Genomic DNA, 17218 nt, shown 5'->3' on the forward strand with positions numbered 1-17218 from the left:
TGGTGATGGCGCTGCATGGTGGCCGCGGCAATGGCCGCGGCTTCCTGTGGAGCTGGCTGCGCGACGCGCGCAGCATCGGTGCGATCCTGATCGCGCCGACCGCGACGGGTCCGACCTGGGCGCTGATGGGTGGGGACACCGACACGCCGAATCTTGCGCGCATCCTCGAAACCGTCCGCAACCTATGGAATGTCGATCCGTCGCGAATGCTGCTGACCGGCATGAGCGACGGCGGCACGTTTTGCTATGTCAGCGGGCTCGATCGCGCATCGTCCTTCACGCATCTCGCGCCGGTCTCGGCAACATTCCATCCGCTGATGGCGGAGATGGCGGATGCCGCGCGCATGCAGGGCCTGCCGATCTTCATCACCCACGGCAAGCTCGACTGGATGTTTCCGGTCCAGGTCGCACGGCAGACCCGGTCGGCGCTCTCCGCCGCCGGCGCAAACGTCACCTATCGCGAGATCGACGATCTCAGTCATTGCTATCCCCGCGAGATCAACGCGGAGCTGTTGCAGTGGCTGAATGGTGGGTGAACAGGTCGTCCTTATCCTCGCCGCACTGACCGGGAACTCTTGTCCGGCACTAAACGTTATTGCCGGTCACCGGAGGTTCGCTATGAGAGTTTTGTTCGGAATGATCCTGGGCGCGCTGCTGCTTGGCATTGGCGTCTACATTCACGATTCGATGCAGACGTCTGCCAACAGCGAGGTCGCTGCAACCAGTCGCACCATTGTCAACTGGGACGTCGCGAAGGCCGATTGGGACGCGCTGGTGGACCGCGCACACAAGGACTGGGTGAGAATTTCGTCGAAGTAACGGCTTGCGCTCAGCAAGCCATCGACAGGGCGCCGTCGCGATTCGCGACGGCGCCTTTGTCTTGCTGTGCGGCGCTTAGTTGCTCTTGCCCGCTTTCGCCTTGCGCGCGTCCGCGATCACCTGTTCGAACTCGGCCATGGTGAGCACGCCGGGCACGCGGAATTTGCCGACGATGAAGGACGGCGTGCCCCGGAAGCCGAAGGCCTCGGCCTGATCGCTGTTGCGTTTCAGGATCGCGTCGATGTCCTTGGCGCGGCCCGTGAGGTCGCGCTTCAGGCGATCGATGTCGACACCGGCGCCCGCCAGCAGCTCGTAGATGCGCGGCTCGGTCAGGCGCGAATTCACGCCCATCATCGCATCATGCGCCTGGTCGTACTTGTCCTGGAATTTGGCCGCGAGCGCCATCCGCGCCGCGGTCACTGAAACCAGTCCGAGGATCGGCCAGTCCTTCAGCACCAGCCGGACCTTGCCATCGTCCTGAACGATCTGGCGCAGCTCCGGCTCGACGCGGCGGCAATAGGGACATTGATAGTCGGACCATTCCACGATGGTGATGTCGCCGTCGCGGTTGCCGATCACAGGCACGTCGGGATCGCGCAGCACGGCGGCTTCAGTCAGGATCGTACCGTCATCGGCCGTCGCGGCGCGGCCGGCCCGCGGGCCGCCTGCGAGCACCACCCCGGCTCCGATCAGAGCAAGCGCCTCGCGACGCGTCCGTTTATCTTTATCTTTAAGTCCGATCATAACCCGTTCCAATTCGGCCCTTCGGTGCTTCTACGGCCTGCGGCGCAGGAGCGTTACGCACCAGCATATAGAGTGCCCCGCCGGTAATGACAGCCGAAAAAAGCGGTATGCGGGCCTTCCCGCCAGCTCGGATCAGACGGGAGAGCCAGCTCGCACCTGGGCGGGCGCCGCCTCGCGGCGGGCCAGCGCCATCAGCGTGGCGGTCATGGTCGCAACCAGCATCGTCACACCGTGCTGCCGCGCGAAGGCCTTGGCCTCGCAGAAAGTGAGCGTGCGGCCCGGCTTAACCACCTCGGCCTTGAAGATGAAGCCCTCGCCCCGCGCCGGCGCGACCAGACTCGTCTTGAACTCGACAGTGAGGATGTCGGCTTCGCGCGGCATCAGTGTGAAGGCGGCAACGCCGCAGGCGTTGTCGAGGCCTGCGGTGATGATGCCGGCATGCACGAAGCCGTTCTGCTGGGTAAAGCCGGCCGCATAATCCATCGCCAATTCCGCCTCGCCCGGCGCAACGCGCACGAGCGAGATGCCAAGCGTGCGCATGGCCGGCTGGCCGTCGAACAGCCGACCTGCGGCCGCACGAAAATCCGGATTCTTCGGCTCGAAGGCGGCCATCGCGTCACGCCATGATCGCCTCGGCGAGGTGCCGCATCGCGGTCTCGCGGATCACGGCTTCGAACGGTGTCGACCTGCGCGCCTCCCGGTCCATGTGCACGGCGGAGATCTCGCAAACTGCTGATATCTCGCCCGTCTCGGCGTTGCTCATCTCGTGCCGGAAGCGGATCGATTTCTCACGAAGCTCGAGCAGGACGCTGCGAATCTCGATGATGTCGCCGGCGAGCAGCTCGCGCTTGTAGGTGATGTTCTGCTGCACCGCGGCCATGCCGCGGCCGGAGGTACGCAGATAGCTCGGCGTCAGCCCGAGGCGCGCGAACAGATTCCAGTTGGCCTCGTCGAATTTGCCGACATACCACATGATGTTCATGTGGCCGACATGGTCGCATTGCCACGGATAGACCGTGCCGCGATAGCTCGCCTCCTGCATGGTCGTTTCCCGCCTTTTTGATTTTGATACGGTAGCGTATCAGACCCATCGCAGGTTAGCAATACGGCACCGTATCAAAGCTCGGTGAGAGGCGAATTCATGAGTGACGCCAAAGGCGATGTCTGGGTCGAAGTAGCCTTCGCGGAGCTTGCCCGTACTGGGGTCGAGGGCGTGCGGGTCGAGGTGCTTGCGAAAAATCTCGGCGTCACCAAGGGCGGTTTCTACCGCCGCTTCGCTGACCGCGCCGCACTGCTCGGCACGATGCTCGAACGCTGGCGCGAGGGGCGTACGGAAGCGATCGCGCAGCAGACGAGTCTCGACGGACAAAGCCCGCGCGAGCGGCTGAAAGCGGTGATCCAGCTTTATTCCGAACGCATGAACCCCGCTGCCATGGCGATCGAGCTTGCGATCCGGCAATGGGCGAGAGCCGACGAGCGCGCGGCGTCAGCGGTGGCGAGCGTGGATGCGGCGCGTCTCAAACATGTCGCCGAGCTCTATCGCGCGACGGGCCTTCCCGCCGATGAGGCCGATGCGCAGGCCTTCCTGTTCTACTGCTTTGTTTTCGGCCAGAGCCTGCTCTTCGTCGAGCGTGGCCCGCGCAAGCGGGCGCAGATGATTGCTAAGTCGGCAGAGAAGCTGCTCGCGAACGATTGAGCGGCCGGAGCGAGAGTCCCGGCCGCTCACATTACTCGAAAGCTTAGGCTGTGCCCTTCAGGCGCTTGGTGCATTCGCTGTAATAGCCGCCGCCCTTCTGGATCCACTTCAGTCCGCCATTGCCGTTGGTCGCCTTGTTGGCGTTGTACTGGTCGACGCATGTGTGCATGCGGGCCTTGCCGGCGGTCTCCTTGCTGTATTTCGGATCGACCGCGTTCGGGAAGACCGCGGGGCCAGTGGCAGCCGGCGCTGGCGCGGGAGTTGCGGGCGGAGCAGCCTCCTTCTTCGCCTGCTTGGGCTCGGCCGGGGCCGCCGGTGCGGCGGCAGCGGGAGCCGCGGCTGGGGTCGCATCGGCGCCGCACTGCGCTTTCCGGAAATCATTCCATTTCATGCCGCCCAGCGTGCCGTCCTTCTTGGCCGCCTGATACTTGGCACTGCATTCCTGCGTGGTCAGCGCCTGGGCCGGCGCGGTCGCGAGCAACGCCGCAACGCCCGATGCCGCAATTGCGCAGAACAATTTTGCCTGAATGGTCATCCTTCGTCTCCTCCTTAGATCTGCCCCGGGGGAAGTAAATTGGGATCACTATCCTAGCGTGTCGGCGGCATCCGACAAGGAAGTGATGACTTTCGCAGCCAAAATTTAGTGATCGCGATGCGCCATCCATTCATGTGGCGTTCAGCAATGCAGGACGACGTTCTCCGCCCTTGTTCAATTCGCAAACACAAGAGTGCAACACATGACCCTCGCCTCGCGCATCGCCGTCGTCGCCCTCGCCTCCCTGTTCGCCACCGGCACCGCCTTCGCGCAGACCGCGGCGCCGGCTGCCAAGAGCGATACCGCGGCCACCACGACCGACAAGAAGGCACCGAAGCAGCACTCGGCCGAATCGCTCGAATGCTCCAAGCAGGCGGATGCCAAGGGCCTGCACGGCAAGGAGCGCAAGAAATTCCGCTCCGAGTGCATGAAGGAAGCGAAGGCCGGCACCGCCGCCCCCGCCGCAAAGTAGTTCCGTCACATTCCGCCCTTTTAGGCGCGCGCATTGCGGCATGACACGGCCGCAATTGTGCGCGCCTTTCCGATTTGCCATAAGGCGGTGTGAAGCAGATCACCGCCTCCCTGCCCTTTGAGCTGCCGTCCCGCGCCAAGATCAGAAGCGCGGTCGAGACGCTCGTCATCGGCGCTGCCGGCGGACTGGTCTTCCTGTTCGCCAACTTGCCCGGCGGACTGATCTCCGGCGCCATGATCTCGGTCGGGATCGCCGCTATCGCCGGCCGCCCGCTCGCGGTGCCGCCGATCCTGACGCAGACCGTGCTGGTGCTGCTCGGCATCTCCCTGGGGTCCGTCGTTTCGCGTCATCTGATCCAGCAGCTCAGCGCCTATCCGCTGACGATCGGACTGCTGGCGCTTGCGACCTTCTGCTCGACCTTCGGCTCGAGCTACTACCTGCAACGCGTCCATGGCTGGGACCGCACCTCGGCTTTTCTCGCCGGAAGTCCCGGCGCGCTGTCGCAGATCACCATTCTGGCGGTCGAGCGCGGCGCCGATCTGCCGGGGATCGCGGTGGTGCAGACCATGCGCGTGATCATCCTCACCGCGGCATTGCCGATGGTATTGGCGATCGGGGGTGTCGCGCCCTCGGCGGCACCGTCGCTGACGACCACGATTGCCTCGCCGTTCGAGCTCCTGATCCTCGTCGTCGCATCGCTCGCCCTATCGCTCCTGTTGCGGCTCGCCAAATTCCCCGCGAGCTGGATGTTCGGCGCAATGATCGCTTCCAGCGTGCTGCACGGGGCGGGATGGGTCGAAGGCGGCCTGCCGAACTGGGTGCGCGGCGTGGCGCTGGTGGGAATCGGCGCGCTGATCGGCAGCCGTTTTGCGCGGATGAAGATCAAGACCCTCGCCGGCCACATCAACGCGGCGCTCGGCTCGTTTGCGATCGCGATTGCGGTCTCCGCCATCTTCGTCGCGATCGTCGTGCTGACCACTCATGTGAAGTTTTCCGACGTCGTCGTCGCATTCGCGCCGGGCGCGATGGACGCGATGCTGGCGTTGGCGCTGACCCTGCACATCGACCCGATCTTCGTCGGCGCACATCACCTGTCACGCTTCGTGTTTGTGACCATCGCGACGCCCGGCATCGTGCACCTGTTCGGACGCACGCAGGACGATGTGGATGATTGAGGGCCGTTTCTTCTCCCTCTCCCCGTCCTTACGAGGAGAGGGTCGGGGTGAGGGGCTACATCCGCAATCACTATGACAAAGAGACTCTCGGAGAATCCCCCTCACCCGGCGCCTCCGCTGACCTCTCCCCGCGAGCGGGGCGAGGTGAACTACCCCCGCTTCGCCGTCGCCACGAATCCCCATGCCGCGATCGCTGCCAACGCGAGCGAGATCAGCACGTTGTAGCCGGCGAGCGAGAGGCCGAGGAAGCGCCACTGCACCTCGTCGCAGCGGATCACCTTCACCGTGTCGAGCCGCGACAACAGATCGGAGGCCGAGCCGAGATTGACGACGGGACCGGAGCAATCGGTCGGGCCCTTCCAGAATCCCCATTCGACGCCGGCGTGATAGGTGCCGAGGCCTGCATTGGCCAGCGTCGCCAGCGCGAGCACGGCGAGCCCGGCAAGCAGCAGCGGCCGCGGCGCGCCGCCTCTTGCGGCAAGCGCCGTCAGTGCGCCGAGCGGGATCGCGAGGTAATAAGCGTAGCGCTGCTCCAGGCACAGGGGACAGGGCAGGATCTCCAGCACGAGCTGGAAGAACCACGCGCCCGCGATGGTCGCGGCCGCAATCAGGGTGACGGCCGCCGAGGCCGTGAGCGCCGGATTGGCGGCGGCCGGGCGGGAGGCTGGTATTGCAGCACTATTCGTCGTCACGACGGCCTCGGTGGTGAAGGGGTGAGGCTAGCCTCTAGCCTTCGCCGACGACCCTGTCGAGAACACCGAACATCACTTTGGCGCGGGTTGACCCCGCCTTTTCCATGGCTATAGTCCGCCGGCTTCGCGACGCCCAGCCACGGGCCGACCGGGGGCCCCTGTGGCGGAACTGGTAGACGCGCTCGACTCAAAATCGAGTTCCGCAAGGAGTGCTGGTTCGATTCCGGCCAGGGGCACCACGCTTTGCCCTTCCGGGCTTGGCGTGGCGTAGCCATGTGAGGCCGAAAGCGCGAAGCGTGTCCGGCGAGGCCTCTTGGCGAAGACGGACCGGCTGGTTGCCCTTCTCGTAGCTAAGCGACGTCCTCCCTAGCAATCATCAAGCCCGCCTATATTTTCTTGCGGTGGTCTCCACGCAGCGAGCAGCTTGATGGCCAGACGACGCGAGACCGACGCAAAGCCCGGCGACCTCCCCCGCTATTTCGTCTGGGTACGCGGGCTAGACGGACCCGAGCCGCAGAAATGGATGGCGATGGATTTCGGCGTCGACGGCTGGAAGCGGGCGTAGGTGCTGGCCTATCTCGAGCTGCCGGAGGAGGAGCGACATCTGTCGCTGTCGATACTGGCAAGACGCTATCCGCCGCCGCGGGTGGAGGCGTCGTAACCCGTCCGACCAGAGCGAACACTCACCTCCCCCTCGCTGCCGTCGGCGTCAGGCCGAATCGGCGGCGGAAGCAGCGGTTGAAATAGGAGAGGTCGTTGAAGCCGCAGGCAAATGCGATGTCGCTGATGCGCCCGTCGCTGCGGGCCAGGAGATCGGCGGCCTTGCGCAGGCGCAGCTCGTTCAGGCGCGTGGTGAAGCTGGCGCCGGCCTCAAACAGCAGCTCGTTGACGTAGCGTTCGGAGAGACCGGCCGCGAGAGCGAGCTTCTGCGCGGAAAAATCCGGCTCGTGGAAACGAGTCTGCAGGATCGCCAACGCGGCCTGGAGCCGCACGGCACGCAGGCCGCGTCGCCTGGCGGCGGACGCGACATCGGCGCGTGCGCCCAATCCGAGCGCCGCGAGGTCGAGCAGATGCGCCGCAATCGCCATGCCGGCCTCTTCGACGGCGGCGGAATGGCGCAGGAGAAGATCGCTGTAGTCCGTCGCGAGCGACAGCGCCCCGCCGGGCGCGAGCTCCTGCCCGACCAATTCATCGACATCGGCCACCATCGCGCGCAGCGTCGCGACCGGCAGATGCACGTTGGTGAAACGCTTGTGGTTCGCGCCGTCAGCGGCGACGAACGGCTCGTCCAGCTTGAGCAGCACCATCGAGCCCGGCCGCAAGGTGATCTCGCGGCCGCGGTGACGCACATGGGAGGCGCGATCACCGGTGTTGCGCACCAGGCAGAAGCGGTCGTCCCCGGTCTCGACCACCTGTCGCTTTTCGCGCCGCACGGTGACGAAGCTGCCGTCGCAGCGACCAAGCATGGTGGTGCCGACGTGGATTGAGTTCATGGTGGCGCGAAACGGCACGTCGGACGCGGGGTCGAGCTCACCGGTATTGGAAAAATGCTCGAACAATTCCGCAAAGCGGATGAAGCGCTGCCGCTCGGACAGGCCCTGCGGCAGCATATCGGTCGATAACGCTTTCCGGATGACGGGCATCGGGGAAGGATTTTTGGGAAAAGGATTTTGAAGAGAGACTTGTGAAGACTGACTGGCAAGAAACGGAGCGAACCTGCCGGGCGCGGACTGAACCCCCGGTGAACGCGCTCCGTCAGGCTAACAGCACGATGACGTGATTTAAACAGCGCCGGTCAGTCCAAACCCAAAATCGTTCGACGCCGGACAGTCCAAGACGGCGTCCTCGCAAGAGTCTTATTCAGGCCGCGGATGCGCCGGGTTCGTCTTCACGCCGGTGCCTCCCGGCATCCGGGCAGCCGCACCTGTCGCCCGCTGGAGGAGACAACGCATGCGAACTTCCCTACCCCGCAGCCTCGCACTGGGCGCGGCGATCGCCGCAAGCCTCGGCATCGGCTACGCAATCGGCGCCCAGCCGCACATGGACGAGAGCGTCACGATCCTGCAACAGGCCCGCGCCGAGCTCACCAAGGCCGAACCGAACAAGGGCGGCCACCGCGAGAAGGCGCTCGGCCTGATCGACCAGGCGATTGCCGAAGTGCGCGCCGGCATCGCCTTTGCGGCCACGCATTGAGTCGCAATGGGGGACTGCACATGATGCGACACATCCTTGCCGCCGCGTTTGCGCTCGCCGCGATCACCGGCTCCGCCAAGGCCATTCCCCTTGCACCAGTCGATGCTCCCGCGGCGAACGACATCGTCGCGGTGGCCGGCGGCTGCGGCGCCGGCTGGCATCGCGGCCCCTACGGAGGCTGTCTGAAGAACTACGCCAACCCCGCCGCTCACGCCTGCCCACGCGGCTATCACATTGGCCCCAATGGCGGTTGCCGCGGGAACGGAAGGTAAATGGTCTCCCGGACGCCCGGCGCACCTCGCCCGGGCGTCTGCCAGCCTGCGAAGGAAGCCGCCTATGATGTCAGCGCCTGCGCACCGGTCAGGGGCGCCGTGTTGCGGGTCGGGATCAACGTGCGGTCGATCGAACCTTTCAACGTGATCGAGAGGTCACGGTGAAAGGTGGCGTCGGAGAAGTACCACGAATGCGATGTCACCGCGTCGAGAGTGACGTCGCCGGTCGCGGGGTAGGTCGCGTGAAAGTGATCCGAGCAATTGACGTTGACCGCCTTGGACGGTGCGTCGGCCGGCAATCCGACGCGACCGACGCGCGGCGATAGGCCAACGCGCTTCACGTTGGATATTTGCAAGACCTGATCATAGCCATTGAAGAAGTTGGTCAACCGGTAGCAGTGCCGGTAAGTGCTCTCGGTTTCCGGATTGCCTGCGGAAAACGACGATGCTGACACGTCGCCCGCGATCAGCACGAGCTGGCCGGCCGTCCATGCCGTCGCGGTGGCCTGTCCGTCGTCAGCATGATCAAACGCCTCGCGAATGAGATACGCCCCTGTTGAATGACCGAGAACGTGGACATTGATGTCGCACTTCTGCTGCTGGGCCCGCACGAACAGCTTGATGCCTGCGCTGACCAGACGCACGGCAGTGATGCGCGCGTGGTCGCGGTCCCTGAGATAAGCAAGGGCCAGATCACCGGACGGCCAGTCGAAGCTGATCACCTGGCAGGCAAACTGGTTCGTCGTCAGCCCGGCCTGGATCAGCTTGTGGCGCTGGTCAACCGTAGCAACGGTGTTGTTGTAGCCGTGAACAAAGAAGAGAACGTCGCCGCTCGGCCCATCGTCGGGATAGTTCGGATCGGGCGGAAAGATCGCCATGATCTGGCGGATCCACTGCGCCTGCGTGATCTGATGCTGGGGCGCGGGCGTTTCGTTGTCGGGCACTGCGAGATAGCGGGCCGGGCCAAGCTCGATCTCATCTGTAAATGCGCCGCCGGACACTTTTCGCAAGCTGATCCAGTACTTCATTGCACCGTCTCAAATGGTTGTCTCTTCGGGGGAGAGCAAAAGAAATCAGGACAACAATGATCGCGCGAAGCCGCGTCATATCGCAAACGAACGGTAGCTTGTGGCCGACTGCGATCGAAAAGCTGACGGCCTCCGCCGCCTCAGAAGGCTACAGTGCAACGATCGGTGAAGCAATCAAAACGTGCATATTTTAATCTCACGCCTTCTTGGAGTACTCGGCCTCATGGTCCGAGACGTCCGCTTTGCGGGCTCCTCACCCTGAAGGTCCGGGATTCTACCGCGATACAACAGGCGGGCATCTCGAAGGATGGCCGCAAGGAGAGGCTGCCGGGCAGATCCGTGCGGCTGCAACTACGGCAGATGAACGCATGCCTGCGCGACAACAGGGCCAAGCTCTCGCATGCGTGGCGCAAGGTCGTGCAGTCGCATGAAGATTGATGCGGGGGGCGCTAAAGCGACGAGATTAGGATGAACCGTCATCGCGCTTTAGGTTGTTGTTTGCGCATGATCTCCGCGCAAACGCTCCGCGTTTGTCGCGAGGGAAAACTGCTCCACACTTTTCAGGATCATGCTCTAATCGTCGTCGTCATCTCCGAACAGCCTCATCTGCGGGAAGCCGCGATTCTGCGGATAGCCACGGCGCGGACCTGAGCCGAATTCGCGAGCATCGGCATCTTCACGAACGTTGCGAGCGACGTCGTCCCAGTCAGTCCGATCACGCATCTCGCGCGGATCGCGCATGTCGTAGCGGCGGCGCTCGGCCCAGCGCTGCCGTCGATCGGCGCGATGCCGCTCCGATGCCGCGCGCTTCACGTCGGCCTCCTTTGCCTTCGCATAGGCATTGTCCGGTGAGGCCGACTGCTCGGTCGAAGCTTGCTGCTCCGCAGGCTTGGCAGGATGCGCGGTTTGCGTGTTGGCCTGCTGGGACTCACGGCTTGCAGCCGGCTGAGCCGGCGGCGCGGATGACTCGGCATTGACCGTGGCGGGCGGCGCCTCGGCCTGGACCGGCGGCGCGACCACGGCACCGAAGACCTTCGATCCCGTGAGATATTGCACGCGCTCGGATGGCGCATTGGTCGTTGCCGTCGATTCTGCACGCCGCTCCGGCTTCGTCGTATCGGGGCCGTGCTTGGGCGCGATGGGGTTCATGATATTGCCGGCGACGATGCCGCCGCCAAGACCGACGGCGATGGCTGCGACGATGGTTCCTCCACCGAAGAAATAGGCTGTCAAGGCGCGCATCGGTCCACTCCCTCTTTCGAGCGAGCAACGCATCGCGCAATTTGATGTTCCGGGAACGATACGACGTTCAGGAAAATGCTGGAGTTCCGTCGCTTAGTGCGCGGAACTCTCGAGCTCCGCGTCAGATCTGCTGAGCGACCTTCTCGAGCCCGATGATGCGGGCGAGCTTGCGCACTTCCTCTTTCTGGTCGTCGCGCAACTGGAACAGCAGCGGCATCGCGGCCGACTTCAACTGCTGGACCTCATCGCAGTTCGGATCGATTGGCACACCCTGCACCTGCGGATTGGAGAGCTTGTTCGCCTGGATCTTGCGCGCGACATTGCGCAGCGCTGTCTCGACCGAGGGCCAATAATATTCCTGCGACGACGACAGCTTCAGCCGGTCCTTGATACCCGCGATCTGAACGTCGGAGAGCAGCGAATAGGATTTCTGCGGCTGCGGCTTTGCGACCAGCTTTGGCTTGGCAGGCGCGTCGGTCGCTGCAGCCGGCGCCTCGGAGGCGCTCGCCTTGGGCGCAGGGGGGAAATCGGATGGCGTGGCGGCGGCGAAGGCTTGGCGCAACTGCTCCGTAAGAGCAGGCCTGTCGACCGGCTCGACGGCGGCGGAGGCCAGAGCGAGTGTCGGAACGTTCAGCCGGTCGGCCTTGCTGGCGCGGTTGGCGGCGACCGGCTTGGGAGCGACCTGCGAGACCATATCGGCGCCCGCGGCCGGCACGCTGTCACGGCCGAAAATAGCGATCGCGGCGGCGCCGAGAACCAGGAAGCAAGTCAGCACGACGATGGTGATGGCTTTCGACAAACGTCTCTCCGCGTCCGGCTCTCTACCGCTTGATGCTAGGAAACTGGGCAGGAATTAAGGCCTAACCGCGCCAGCGCAGCGGAAAACGCTGGGACGACGGCGACACCGATTTGGAAAACTCAACGAAATCAGGAAGCTAGCGCCAGGTCGTAGGCGTCCTGGATATCGGCGACGATCTCGGAGGCCTCCCACACCGCCCGCGGCTCAACCGACTGGAGCGTCACCGTCCAATTGCCGCCGCGCCGGGTGCGGGGCACGCTGAGGATGTCGAAGCGCACGTTGCGGCAGAGCGGGTGACGGGCGAGCGCATGTGCCACGCGGACGCGGACTTCATCCAGCGTCGCCGACGTCTTGGCGTTGAGAAAATCGTAGTCCATCGCCTGTCCCCTCTTCGTGCCGATTGGCGGCTGCGAGGGGGATTCTGGGAGCGCGATGGTTAATGCTGCGTTAAATACGACGGCCGGCTGGATTGCGTGGATGGCGAAGGCGGTTATCCGCATTTTCCAGAGATCTGGCATCGCATCGCGTCCACCGCTGCGCCCAAACCACAGGTGTCATCGCCCGGCTCGACCGGGCGATCCAGTACGTTGCGGCTTCTCCGCTCAATCACAGCCGCCTCTGGAATGCTGGATGCTCCGCTTGCCGCCTACGCTGACGCTTCGGCGAGCCAAGACCTCGCACCCCGGCGAAGCCTTGGCGTAGCCGGGCCGCGGGGCATGACACCGAGATTGAGGCGCGTGCGTCGCGCAGCCAATCACCGCTTCTCGATCACCAGGCTTTGCACCGCGCGGCCGAAATAGCCTTGCCGGTCGGCGAGCCGCGACATCGCAAGGCCCGCGCCATCTGCGCCGATCCAGGATTCTCCGTCGAGCAGGATCCAGTCGCCGACCGGCTGCCGTGCAAAACTGACGGTGAGGTCGGCGTTGATGTAGGTCCAGGCGCGAAAATCGAGTGTCGAGGCGGTGCCGTTGGAGAAGTCGGCTGCGACGACCGCGCGCATGGCCTGCGAGACGGCTTGTCCCTCGATCAACGGCGTGTCGACCCGAAACCAGATCGCACCGGCACCGGCCTGGCCGAAGCGGCCGCGCGCTGCGCGCATAGAGACCGAACGCACGAACGGGCTGGTGGCAGCGTGCCCGTCCTCGATCAGCGACTGCTCCGGCGGCGGCAGGGTCACCGGCAGCTCCTTGACGTCATCGGGCAGCGTCAGCGCCTGCCGCCTGATCTTCAGCACGGTCGCGCCGACCACGACGACGCCGTCAGCCAGGAGCTTGATGCCGCAGAGCTGGATCTTGCGGCCTTCGCGCAAGACCTCGGTCGCGATGGTGAGAGGCGCCACCGGCACCGGACGCATCAAATCAATGGTGACGCGCGCGATGTCCATCGGCACGGACGTTGCCATCCGCTCAGCCGCCCACACGACGAGCGATGCCGGCGCCGAGCCGTGCTGCATGCGCGGGTCCCATGGACCCGCAGCATTAGGACTGGTGACGACGCTATTGCCGTCGACGCGGTAGATGGCACCCATTGCGAGCGCCATCACAGCGGCGGATCGATCGCTTCGTCATATTCCTTCTTGAAGCGCGCGATCAGCTCGGCCGCGGGCACGATTCCCTCGACGCTGCCGATGCCCTGGCCCGAGCCCCAGATCTCCTTCCATGCCTTCGGCTTGGCGCGCTCGCCGGAAGCATCGGTGCCGAAATTCATCTTGGAGGGGTCGGACGTCGGCAGGTTCTCCGGATCCATGCCGGCAGCGAGGATCGACGGCTTCAGGTAGTTGCCGTGCACGCCGGTGAAAAGATTGGAATACACGATGTCGTCGGCGCTCGAGCCCGCGATCATCTCCTTGTACTTCTCGACCGCGTTTGCCTCTTTCGTGGCGATGAAGGCCGAGCCGACATAGGCAAAGTCGGCGCCGAGGATGCGCGCGGCGCGGATCGCCTTGCCGTTGCCGATCGCGCCCGACAGCGCGATCGGGCCGTCGAACCATTTTCGCGTCTCGGCAACGAAGGCGAGCGGCGAGATGGTGCCGGCGTGGCCGCCGGCGCCGGCCGCGACCAGGATGAGGCCGTCGGCGCCCTTCTCGATCGCCTTGTGCGCGAACTTCTGGTTGATCACGTCGTGGAAGACGATGCCGCCCCAGCCATGCACGGCCTGATTGAGCTCCTCGCGCGCGCCGAGCGAGGAGATGAGCATCGGCACCTTGTACTTGGCGCAAAGCGCCATGTCGTGATCGAGCCTGTTGTTCGACTTGTGTACGATCTGGTTCACCGCGAACGGCGCGGAAGGACGCTCGGGATGCGCGCGGTCATAGGCCGCGAGCTCTTCGGTGATCCGTGCCAGCCACTCGTCAAGCAGCTCCGGCGGCCGAGCGTTCAGCGCCGGGAACGAGCCGACCACACCTGCCTTGCACTGCGCGATCACCAGATCGGGCACCGAGATGATGAAGAGCGGCGAGCCGATCACGGGGATCGACAGACGCCCTTTGAACAAGGCAGGCATGGACATTGCGGAGCGATCCTCTATTGGCGGACGAGTTGAAGGCTTGGCGCCATACCAACAAGGCAATCTTTCCACTGTCAAGTATTGCGTTTGCACGCCGTCCGCCGGACGTCGTTACCGCAATTCCAAGTCGCGGAATTCACCGCGAGCGTCGGCGCCTCACTCGCCCAGATCAGGATTGATCAGCCGCTCGAACGAGAACATCTCGTCCCATTTCTCCTGTGTCAGCAGCTTGCGCTCGACCACCACGATCTGGTGTAGCGACTTGCCGCTCTTGTAGCCCTCGCGGGCGATCTCGGCGCACTGCTTGTAGCCAAGCAGCGGCTTCAGCACGGTGACGATGCCGAGCGAGTTGAGCACCATGTTGCGGGTGTGCTCTTCGTTGGCGGTGATGCCGACGACGCAGTTCTCGCGCAGGCTGTTGACCGCGCGCTCCATGGTGCGGATCGAGAAGAACAACGCGAACGAAATCACCGGCTCCATCACGTTGAGCTGGAGCTGGCCCGCGGAGGCCGCGAGGGTCACCGTGGTGTCGAGGCCGATGACGAGGAAGCTGGTCTGGTTGACGACCTCGGGGATCACCGGATTGACCTTGCCGGGCATGATCGACGAGCCCGGCTGAAGCTGCGGCAGGTTGATCTCGTTGAAGCCGGCGCGCGGGCCCGAGGCCAGCAGGCGAATGTCGTTGCAGATCTTGGTGAGCTTGCTCGCGGTGCGCTTCAAGACGCCGGAGAGCTGCACATAGGCGCCGGTGTCCGACGTCGCCTCGACGAGATCGCCGGCGAGCACGAAGTCGACGCCGGTCAGCGCGCTCAGGTGCCTGACGGCGAGCTTGGGATATCCGACCGCCGCTGTGACCGACGTGCCGATCGCGGTGGCGCCGAGATTGATCTCGCGCAACAATGCACGAGCTTCCGAGATGCGATCCACCTCCTCGCCGATCGTCGTGCCCCAGCCGCGGAACTCGGCGCCGAGCGACATCGGCACTGCGTCCTGGAGATGTGTGCGTCCCATCTTCAGCACGCGATCGAACTCGCGCCCCTTGGCGAAGAACGCCTCCTGCAACTGCCGCAGCGCCGTCATGTAGCTTTCAAGCCGCAGGATCAGCGCCAGACGGAAAGCGGTTGGATAGGTGTCGTTGGTCGACTGGCCGTAATTGACGTGGTCGTTCGGGCTGACGTGCTGATAGTCGCCCTTGCCGAAGCCGAGCGATTCCAGCGCGAGGTTGGCGATCACCTCGTTGGCGTTCATGTTGGTCGAGGTGCCGGCGCCGCCCTGGATGAAATCGGTGACGAACTGATCCATCATGTCGCCGGCGATGACGCGATCGCAGCCGAGGATGATCGCGTCCGCTACCTTGGCGTCGATCGCGCCGAGGTCGCGATTGGCCATCGCGGCGGCCTTCTTGACGTAGCCAAGCGCCTTCACGAAGTAAGGCTCCTGGTTCATCGGAATGCCGGTGATGTGGAAGTTCTCCTTCCCGCGGATGGTCTGGACGCCGTAGTAGATGTTGTCGGCGATCTCACGCTGTCCGAGGAAGTCCTGCTCCGTACGGCTCATAGGCGCTCCTTGTGGTTTGCTGGCGCGCAGGTCATCGCCTCAGTTCTGGCACAGCGCGCTGGTGACGAACGTATCGGTGCGGCAGTCATCCGGCTTGCGGGTTCTGCCGGGAATCAAGACCTTTGCTGAGCAGCTCTGCGCGGAGTCAGCGTTCAGGCTCTTGCCTTCCTTGTAGCCTTTGCCCTGGCAGAGCCTGTCGGCAGCCTGCTTGCAATCCGGCGCGCCGTTTGCGGAGGCCGGGCAGGCCGCGCGCCCCGACACCATGGTCGATGGCATTGCCATGCGCGACAGGTCGTCGATGGTCTCGCTCGGACTTTTGATCGGCGGCAGGATCGAGGGCAGCTTGTCGAACAGCTTACCGATTTCGTTGACCAGCCCGGGATTCTCCTCGCGCGCCGGTGGGGCTGATGCCGCGGGAGTTGATTGCGGCGGCGAAGCCTGCGGTCCGGCCTCTTGAAGGCCGAGCGACGGCGCCGTTGACTGTGCCCATCCGGGCCCGCCGGCGCAAGGCGGAAGGAATAGCGCTGCTGTCACAATCATCCGGAGTCGCGTGACCGGGTTGCCGGATCGAACCATCATGGCCCAACCGTAGCCGAAGCCAGCGCGCCGGCAAAGCGCCTGCCGCGCGATCGGATAAGTTGATCAGATCAGCTTGATCGCAACCACGAAGCCGAGCACCAGCACCGCGGCGCCGATCGCCACCCACAAGGCGAGATGCCGCTCGATCCTGACCCGGATCCAGTCGCCGTACCGGTTGAGAAGTACTGCGGCGACGAAGAAGCGCCCGCCACGCGCGATGATCGAGCACAGAATGAATAGCCCGATGTTGTAGCCGGCGAAGCCCGACGTGATTGTGACGAGCTTGTAGGGGATCGGCGTGAGGCCCTTGAGCAGGATGATCACCGCGCCCCATTCGGCATAGGAAGCCCGGAACGCATCAACCTTGTCGCCGAGGCCGTAGACCTGGATCAGCCAGTGGCCGACCGAGTCATAGAGCAGCGCGCCGATGGCATAGCCAAGCATGCCGCCCAGCACCGAAGTCGCGGTGCAGACCGCGGCGTAGACCCAGGCGCGCTGCGGGCGCGCCAGCGACATCGGGATCAGCATCACGTCCGGGGGGACAGGAAAGAACGAGCTTTCTGCAAAGGCCACGGCGCCCATGATCCAGAGCGCGTAGGGCTTGTGGGCGGAGTCGATGCACCAGTCGTAGATACGTTTCAGCATGGCGCCGCGATGAAGCACCATGGGAGCGATTTGTCCATGGCGAGATGGGGCCGATTTGTAGCGCTTCTAGTGGCGCTTGCGCGCCGTCCGACCCTCGAGCGCGACAATTGGCCGCCGGGCGGCAACGCCGGGTGAGGCGACTTTGGGCAGCTTCATCGGCGATTTCGGCAGCTTCTCGGCGATACCCAGCATGTCTTCCCGCCGCGCCATCTCGCGCCAGACGTCCTCGGGTCGCACGCCGGCCGAGGCCCAGAGCACGGTGAGA

The 17218-nt window shown here is 64.5% G+C and carries 23 protein-coding genes, 1 tRNA gene and 1 pseudogene; 9 read left to right on the forward strand and 16 right to left on the reverse strand.

Features of this window, described 5'->3' with window-relative positions; genetic code table 11:
• The coding region (locus SO140_RS43560; protein ID WP_498544071.1) for an alpha/beta hydrolase at window positions 1-536 on the forward strand (536 nt) is incomplete at its 5' end.
• A gap of 82 nt (window positions 537-618) precedes the next feature.
• Window positions 619-819, forward strand: coding sequence for a hypothetical protein (locus tag SO140_RS43565; protein ID WP_027522122.1), 201 nt, complete (start codon window positions 619-621; stop codon window positions 817-819).
• Between the two features lie 75 nt (window positions 820-894).
• On the opposite strand, the gene SO140_RS43570 is transcribed toward SO140_RS43565, so the two are convergent.
• The 3 genes from SO140_RS43570 to SO140_RS43580 all read right to left on the reverse strand — a co-directional run bounded on the left by SO140_RS43570 (window position 895) and on the right by SO140_RS43580 (window position 2605).
• Entirely contained in the window at window positions 895-1563 is a 669-nt protein-coding gene (locus SO140_RS43570) for a DsbA family protein (RefSeq protein ID WP_474799430.1), read from the reverse strand.
• Window positions 1564-1695: 132 nt separating this feature from the next.
• Window positions 1696-2175: a PaaI family thioesterase gene (locus SO140_RS43575; protein WP_474799432.1), complete on the reverse strand. Its 480-nt coding sequence runs from the start codon at window positions 2173-2175 to the stop codon at window positions 1696-1698.
• A gap of 4 nt (window positions 2176-2179) precedes the next feature.
• The gene (locus SO140_RS43580; protein ID WP_474799434.1) at window positions 2180-2605 is read right to left on the reverse strand and encodes an acyl-CoA thioesterase; all 426 of its coding nucleotides are present in this window, start codon (window positions 2603-2605) and stop codon (window positions 2180-2182) included.
• Window positions 2606-2704: 99 nt separating this feature from the next.
• On the opposite strand from SO140_RS43580, the gene SO140_RS43585 reads away from it, so the two are divergent.
• Entirely contained in the window at window positions 2705-3259 is a 555-nt protein-coding gene (locus SO140_RS43585; RefSeq protein ID WP_474799436.1) for a TetR/AcrR family transcriptional regulator, read from the forward strand.
• Window positions 3260-3302: 43 nt separating this feature from the next.
• On the opposite strand, the gene SO140_RS43590 is transcribed toward SO140_RS43585, so the two are convergent.
• Window positions 3303-3794 (reverse strand): hypothetical protein, encoded by a 492-nt coding sequence (locus SO140_RS43590; RefSeq protein ID WP_449379341.1) that lies wholly within the window; start codon window positions 3792-3794, stop codon window positions 3303-3305.
• 202 nt (window positions 3795-3996) lie between these two features.
• Here SO140_RS43590 and SO140_RS43595 point away from each other — a divergent pair, with 202 nt between their 5' ends.
• Both SO140_RS43595 and SO140_RS43600 read left to right on the forward strand, forming a co-directional pair.
• Window positions 3997-4266, forward strand: a complete 270-nt coding sequence (locus SO140_RS43595) for a PsiF family protein (protein ID WP_449379342.1) — start codon at window positions 3997-3999, stop codon at window positions 4264-4266.
• 89 nt (window positions 4267-4355) lie between these two features.
• Window positions 4356-5441 carry an AbrB family transcriptional regulator gene (locus SO140_RS43600; protein ID WP_449379343.1) on the forward strand — a complete coding sequence of 362 codons (1086 nt, stop codon included), beginning with the start codon at window positions 4356-4358 and terminating at the stop codon, window positions 5439-5441.
• A gap of 149 nt (window positions 5442-5590) precedes the next feature.
• Here SO140_RS43600 and SO140_RS43605 read toward each other — a convergent pair whose 3' ends face one another.
• Window positions 5591-6133, reverse strand: a complete 543-nt coding sequence (locus SO140_RS43605; RefSeq protein ID WP_449379344.1) for a disulfide bond formation protein B — start codon at window positions 6131-6133, stop codon at window positions 5591-5593.
• Window positions 6134-6287: 154 nt separating this feature from the next.
• Here SO140_RS43605 and SO140_RS43610 point away from each other — a divergent pair.
• Window positions 6288-6372 (forward strand) — tRNA-Leu (locus SO140_RS43610).
• A 188-nt stretch (window positions 6373-6560) separates the two neighbouring features.
• A pseudogene (locus SO140_RS43615) lies at window positions 6561-6794 on the forward strand (hypothetical protein).
• A gap of 22 nt (window positions 6795-6816) precedes the next feature.
• Here SO140_RS43615 and SO140_RS43620 read toward each other — a convergent pair.
• Window positions 6817-7776 (reverse strand): helix-turn-helix transcriptional regulator, encoded by a 960-nt coding sequence (locus SO140_RS43620; RefSeq protein ID WP_474799439.1) that lies wholly within the window; start codon window positions 7774-7776, stop codon window positions 6817-6819.
• A gap of 307 nt (window positions 7777-8083) precedes the next feature.
• On the opposite strand from SO140_RS43620, the gene SO140_RS43625 reads away from it, so the two are divergent.
• A complete protein-coding gene (locus SO140_RS43625; protein ID WP_449379347.1) occupies window positions 8084-8326 on the forward strand; it encodes a hypothetical protein in 243 nt (80 codons plus the stop codon).
• A gap of 20 nt (window positions 8327-8346) precedes the next feature.
• Window positions 8347-8598 (forward strand): GCG_CRPN prefix-to-repeats domain-containing protein, encoded by a 252-nt coding sequence (locus SO140_RS43630; protein ID WP_474799442.1) that lies wholly within the window; start codon window positions 8347-8349, stop codon window positions 8596-8598.
• A gap of 62 nt (window positions 8599-8660) precedes the next feature.
• Here the strand turns inward: SO140_RS43630 and SO140_RS43635 are convergent, their stop codons facing one another.
• The 10 genes from SO140_RS43635 to SO140_RS43680 all read right to left on the reverse strand — a co-directional run.
• Window positions 8661-9626: an alpha/beta hydrolase gene (locus SO140_RS43635; protein WP_474799444.1), complete on the reverse strand. Its 966-nt coding sequence runs from the start codon at window positions 9624-9626 to the stop codon at window positions 8661-8663.
• A 573-nt stretch (window positions 9627-10199) separates the two neighbouring features.
• Window positions 10200-10868 (reverse strand): hypothetical protein, encoded by a 669-nt coding sequence (locus tag SO140_RS43640; protein WP_474799446.1) that lies wholly within the window; start codon window positions 10866-10868, stop codon window positions 10200-10202.
• Between the two features lie 121 nt (window positions 10869-10989).
• On the reverse strand, window positions 10990-11667 hold the full coding sequence (locus SO140_RS43645) for a hypothetical protein (RefSeq protein WP_474799447.1): 678 nt from the start codon (window positions 11665-11667) through the stop codon (window positions 10990-10992).
• Between the two features lie 128 nt (window positions 11668-11795).
• Window positions 11796-12044: a hypothetical protein gene (locus tag SO140_RS43650; protein ID WP_474799449.1), complete on the reverse strand. Its 249-nt coding sequence runs from the start codon at window positions 12042-12044 to the stop codon at window positions 11796-11798.
• A 377-nt stretch (window positions 12045-12421) separates the two neighbouring features.
• Window positions 12422-13195 carry a thioesterase family protein gene (locus SO140_RS43655; RefSeq protein ID WP_474799451.1) on the reverse strand — a complete coding sequence of 258 codons (774 nt, stop codon included), beginning with the start codon at window positions 13193-13195 and terminating at the stop codon, window positions 12422-12424.
• An 11-nt stretch (window positions 13196-13206) separates the two neighbouring features.
• Window positions 13207-14175, reverse strand: a complete 969-nt coding sequence (locus tag SO140_RS43660) for an NAD(P)H-dependent flavin oxidoreductase (RefSeq protein ID WP_474799453.1) — start codon at window positions 14173-14175, stop codon at window positions 13207-13209.
• A gap of 153 nt (window positions 14176-14328) precedes the next feature.
• The gene (locus tag SO140_RS43665) at window positions 14329-15729 is read right to left on the reverse strand and encodes an aspartate ammonia-lyase (protein WP_449379355.1); all 1401 of its coding nucleotides are present in this window, start codon (window positions 15727-15729) and stop codon (window positions 14329-14331) included.
• A gap of 39 nt (window positions 15730-15768) precedes the next feature.
• Complete coding sequence (locus SO140_RS43670; protein WP_449379356.1) at window positions 15769-16308, reverse strand: hypothetical protein; 540 nt, start codon at window positions 16306-16308, stop codon at window positions 15769-15771.
• A 63-nt stretch (window positions 16309-16371) separates the two neighbouring features.
• A complete protein-coding gene (locus SO140_RS43675) occupies window positions 16372-16974 on the reverse strand; it encodes a YqaA family protein (protein WP_449379357.1) in 603 nt (200 codons plus the stop codon).
• A gap of 45 nt (window positions 16975-17019) precedes the next feature.
• Window positions 17020-17218: phosphoribosyl-ATP pyrophosphatase (locus SO140_RS43680; RefSeq protein ID WP_498544072.1), on the reverse strand; the 199-nt coding region annotated here is incomplete at its 5' end.

Source organism: Bradyrhizobium sp. UFLA05-108 (assembly GCF_059803455.1).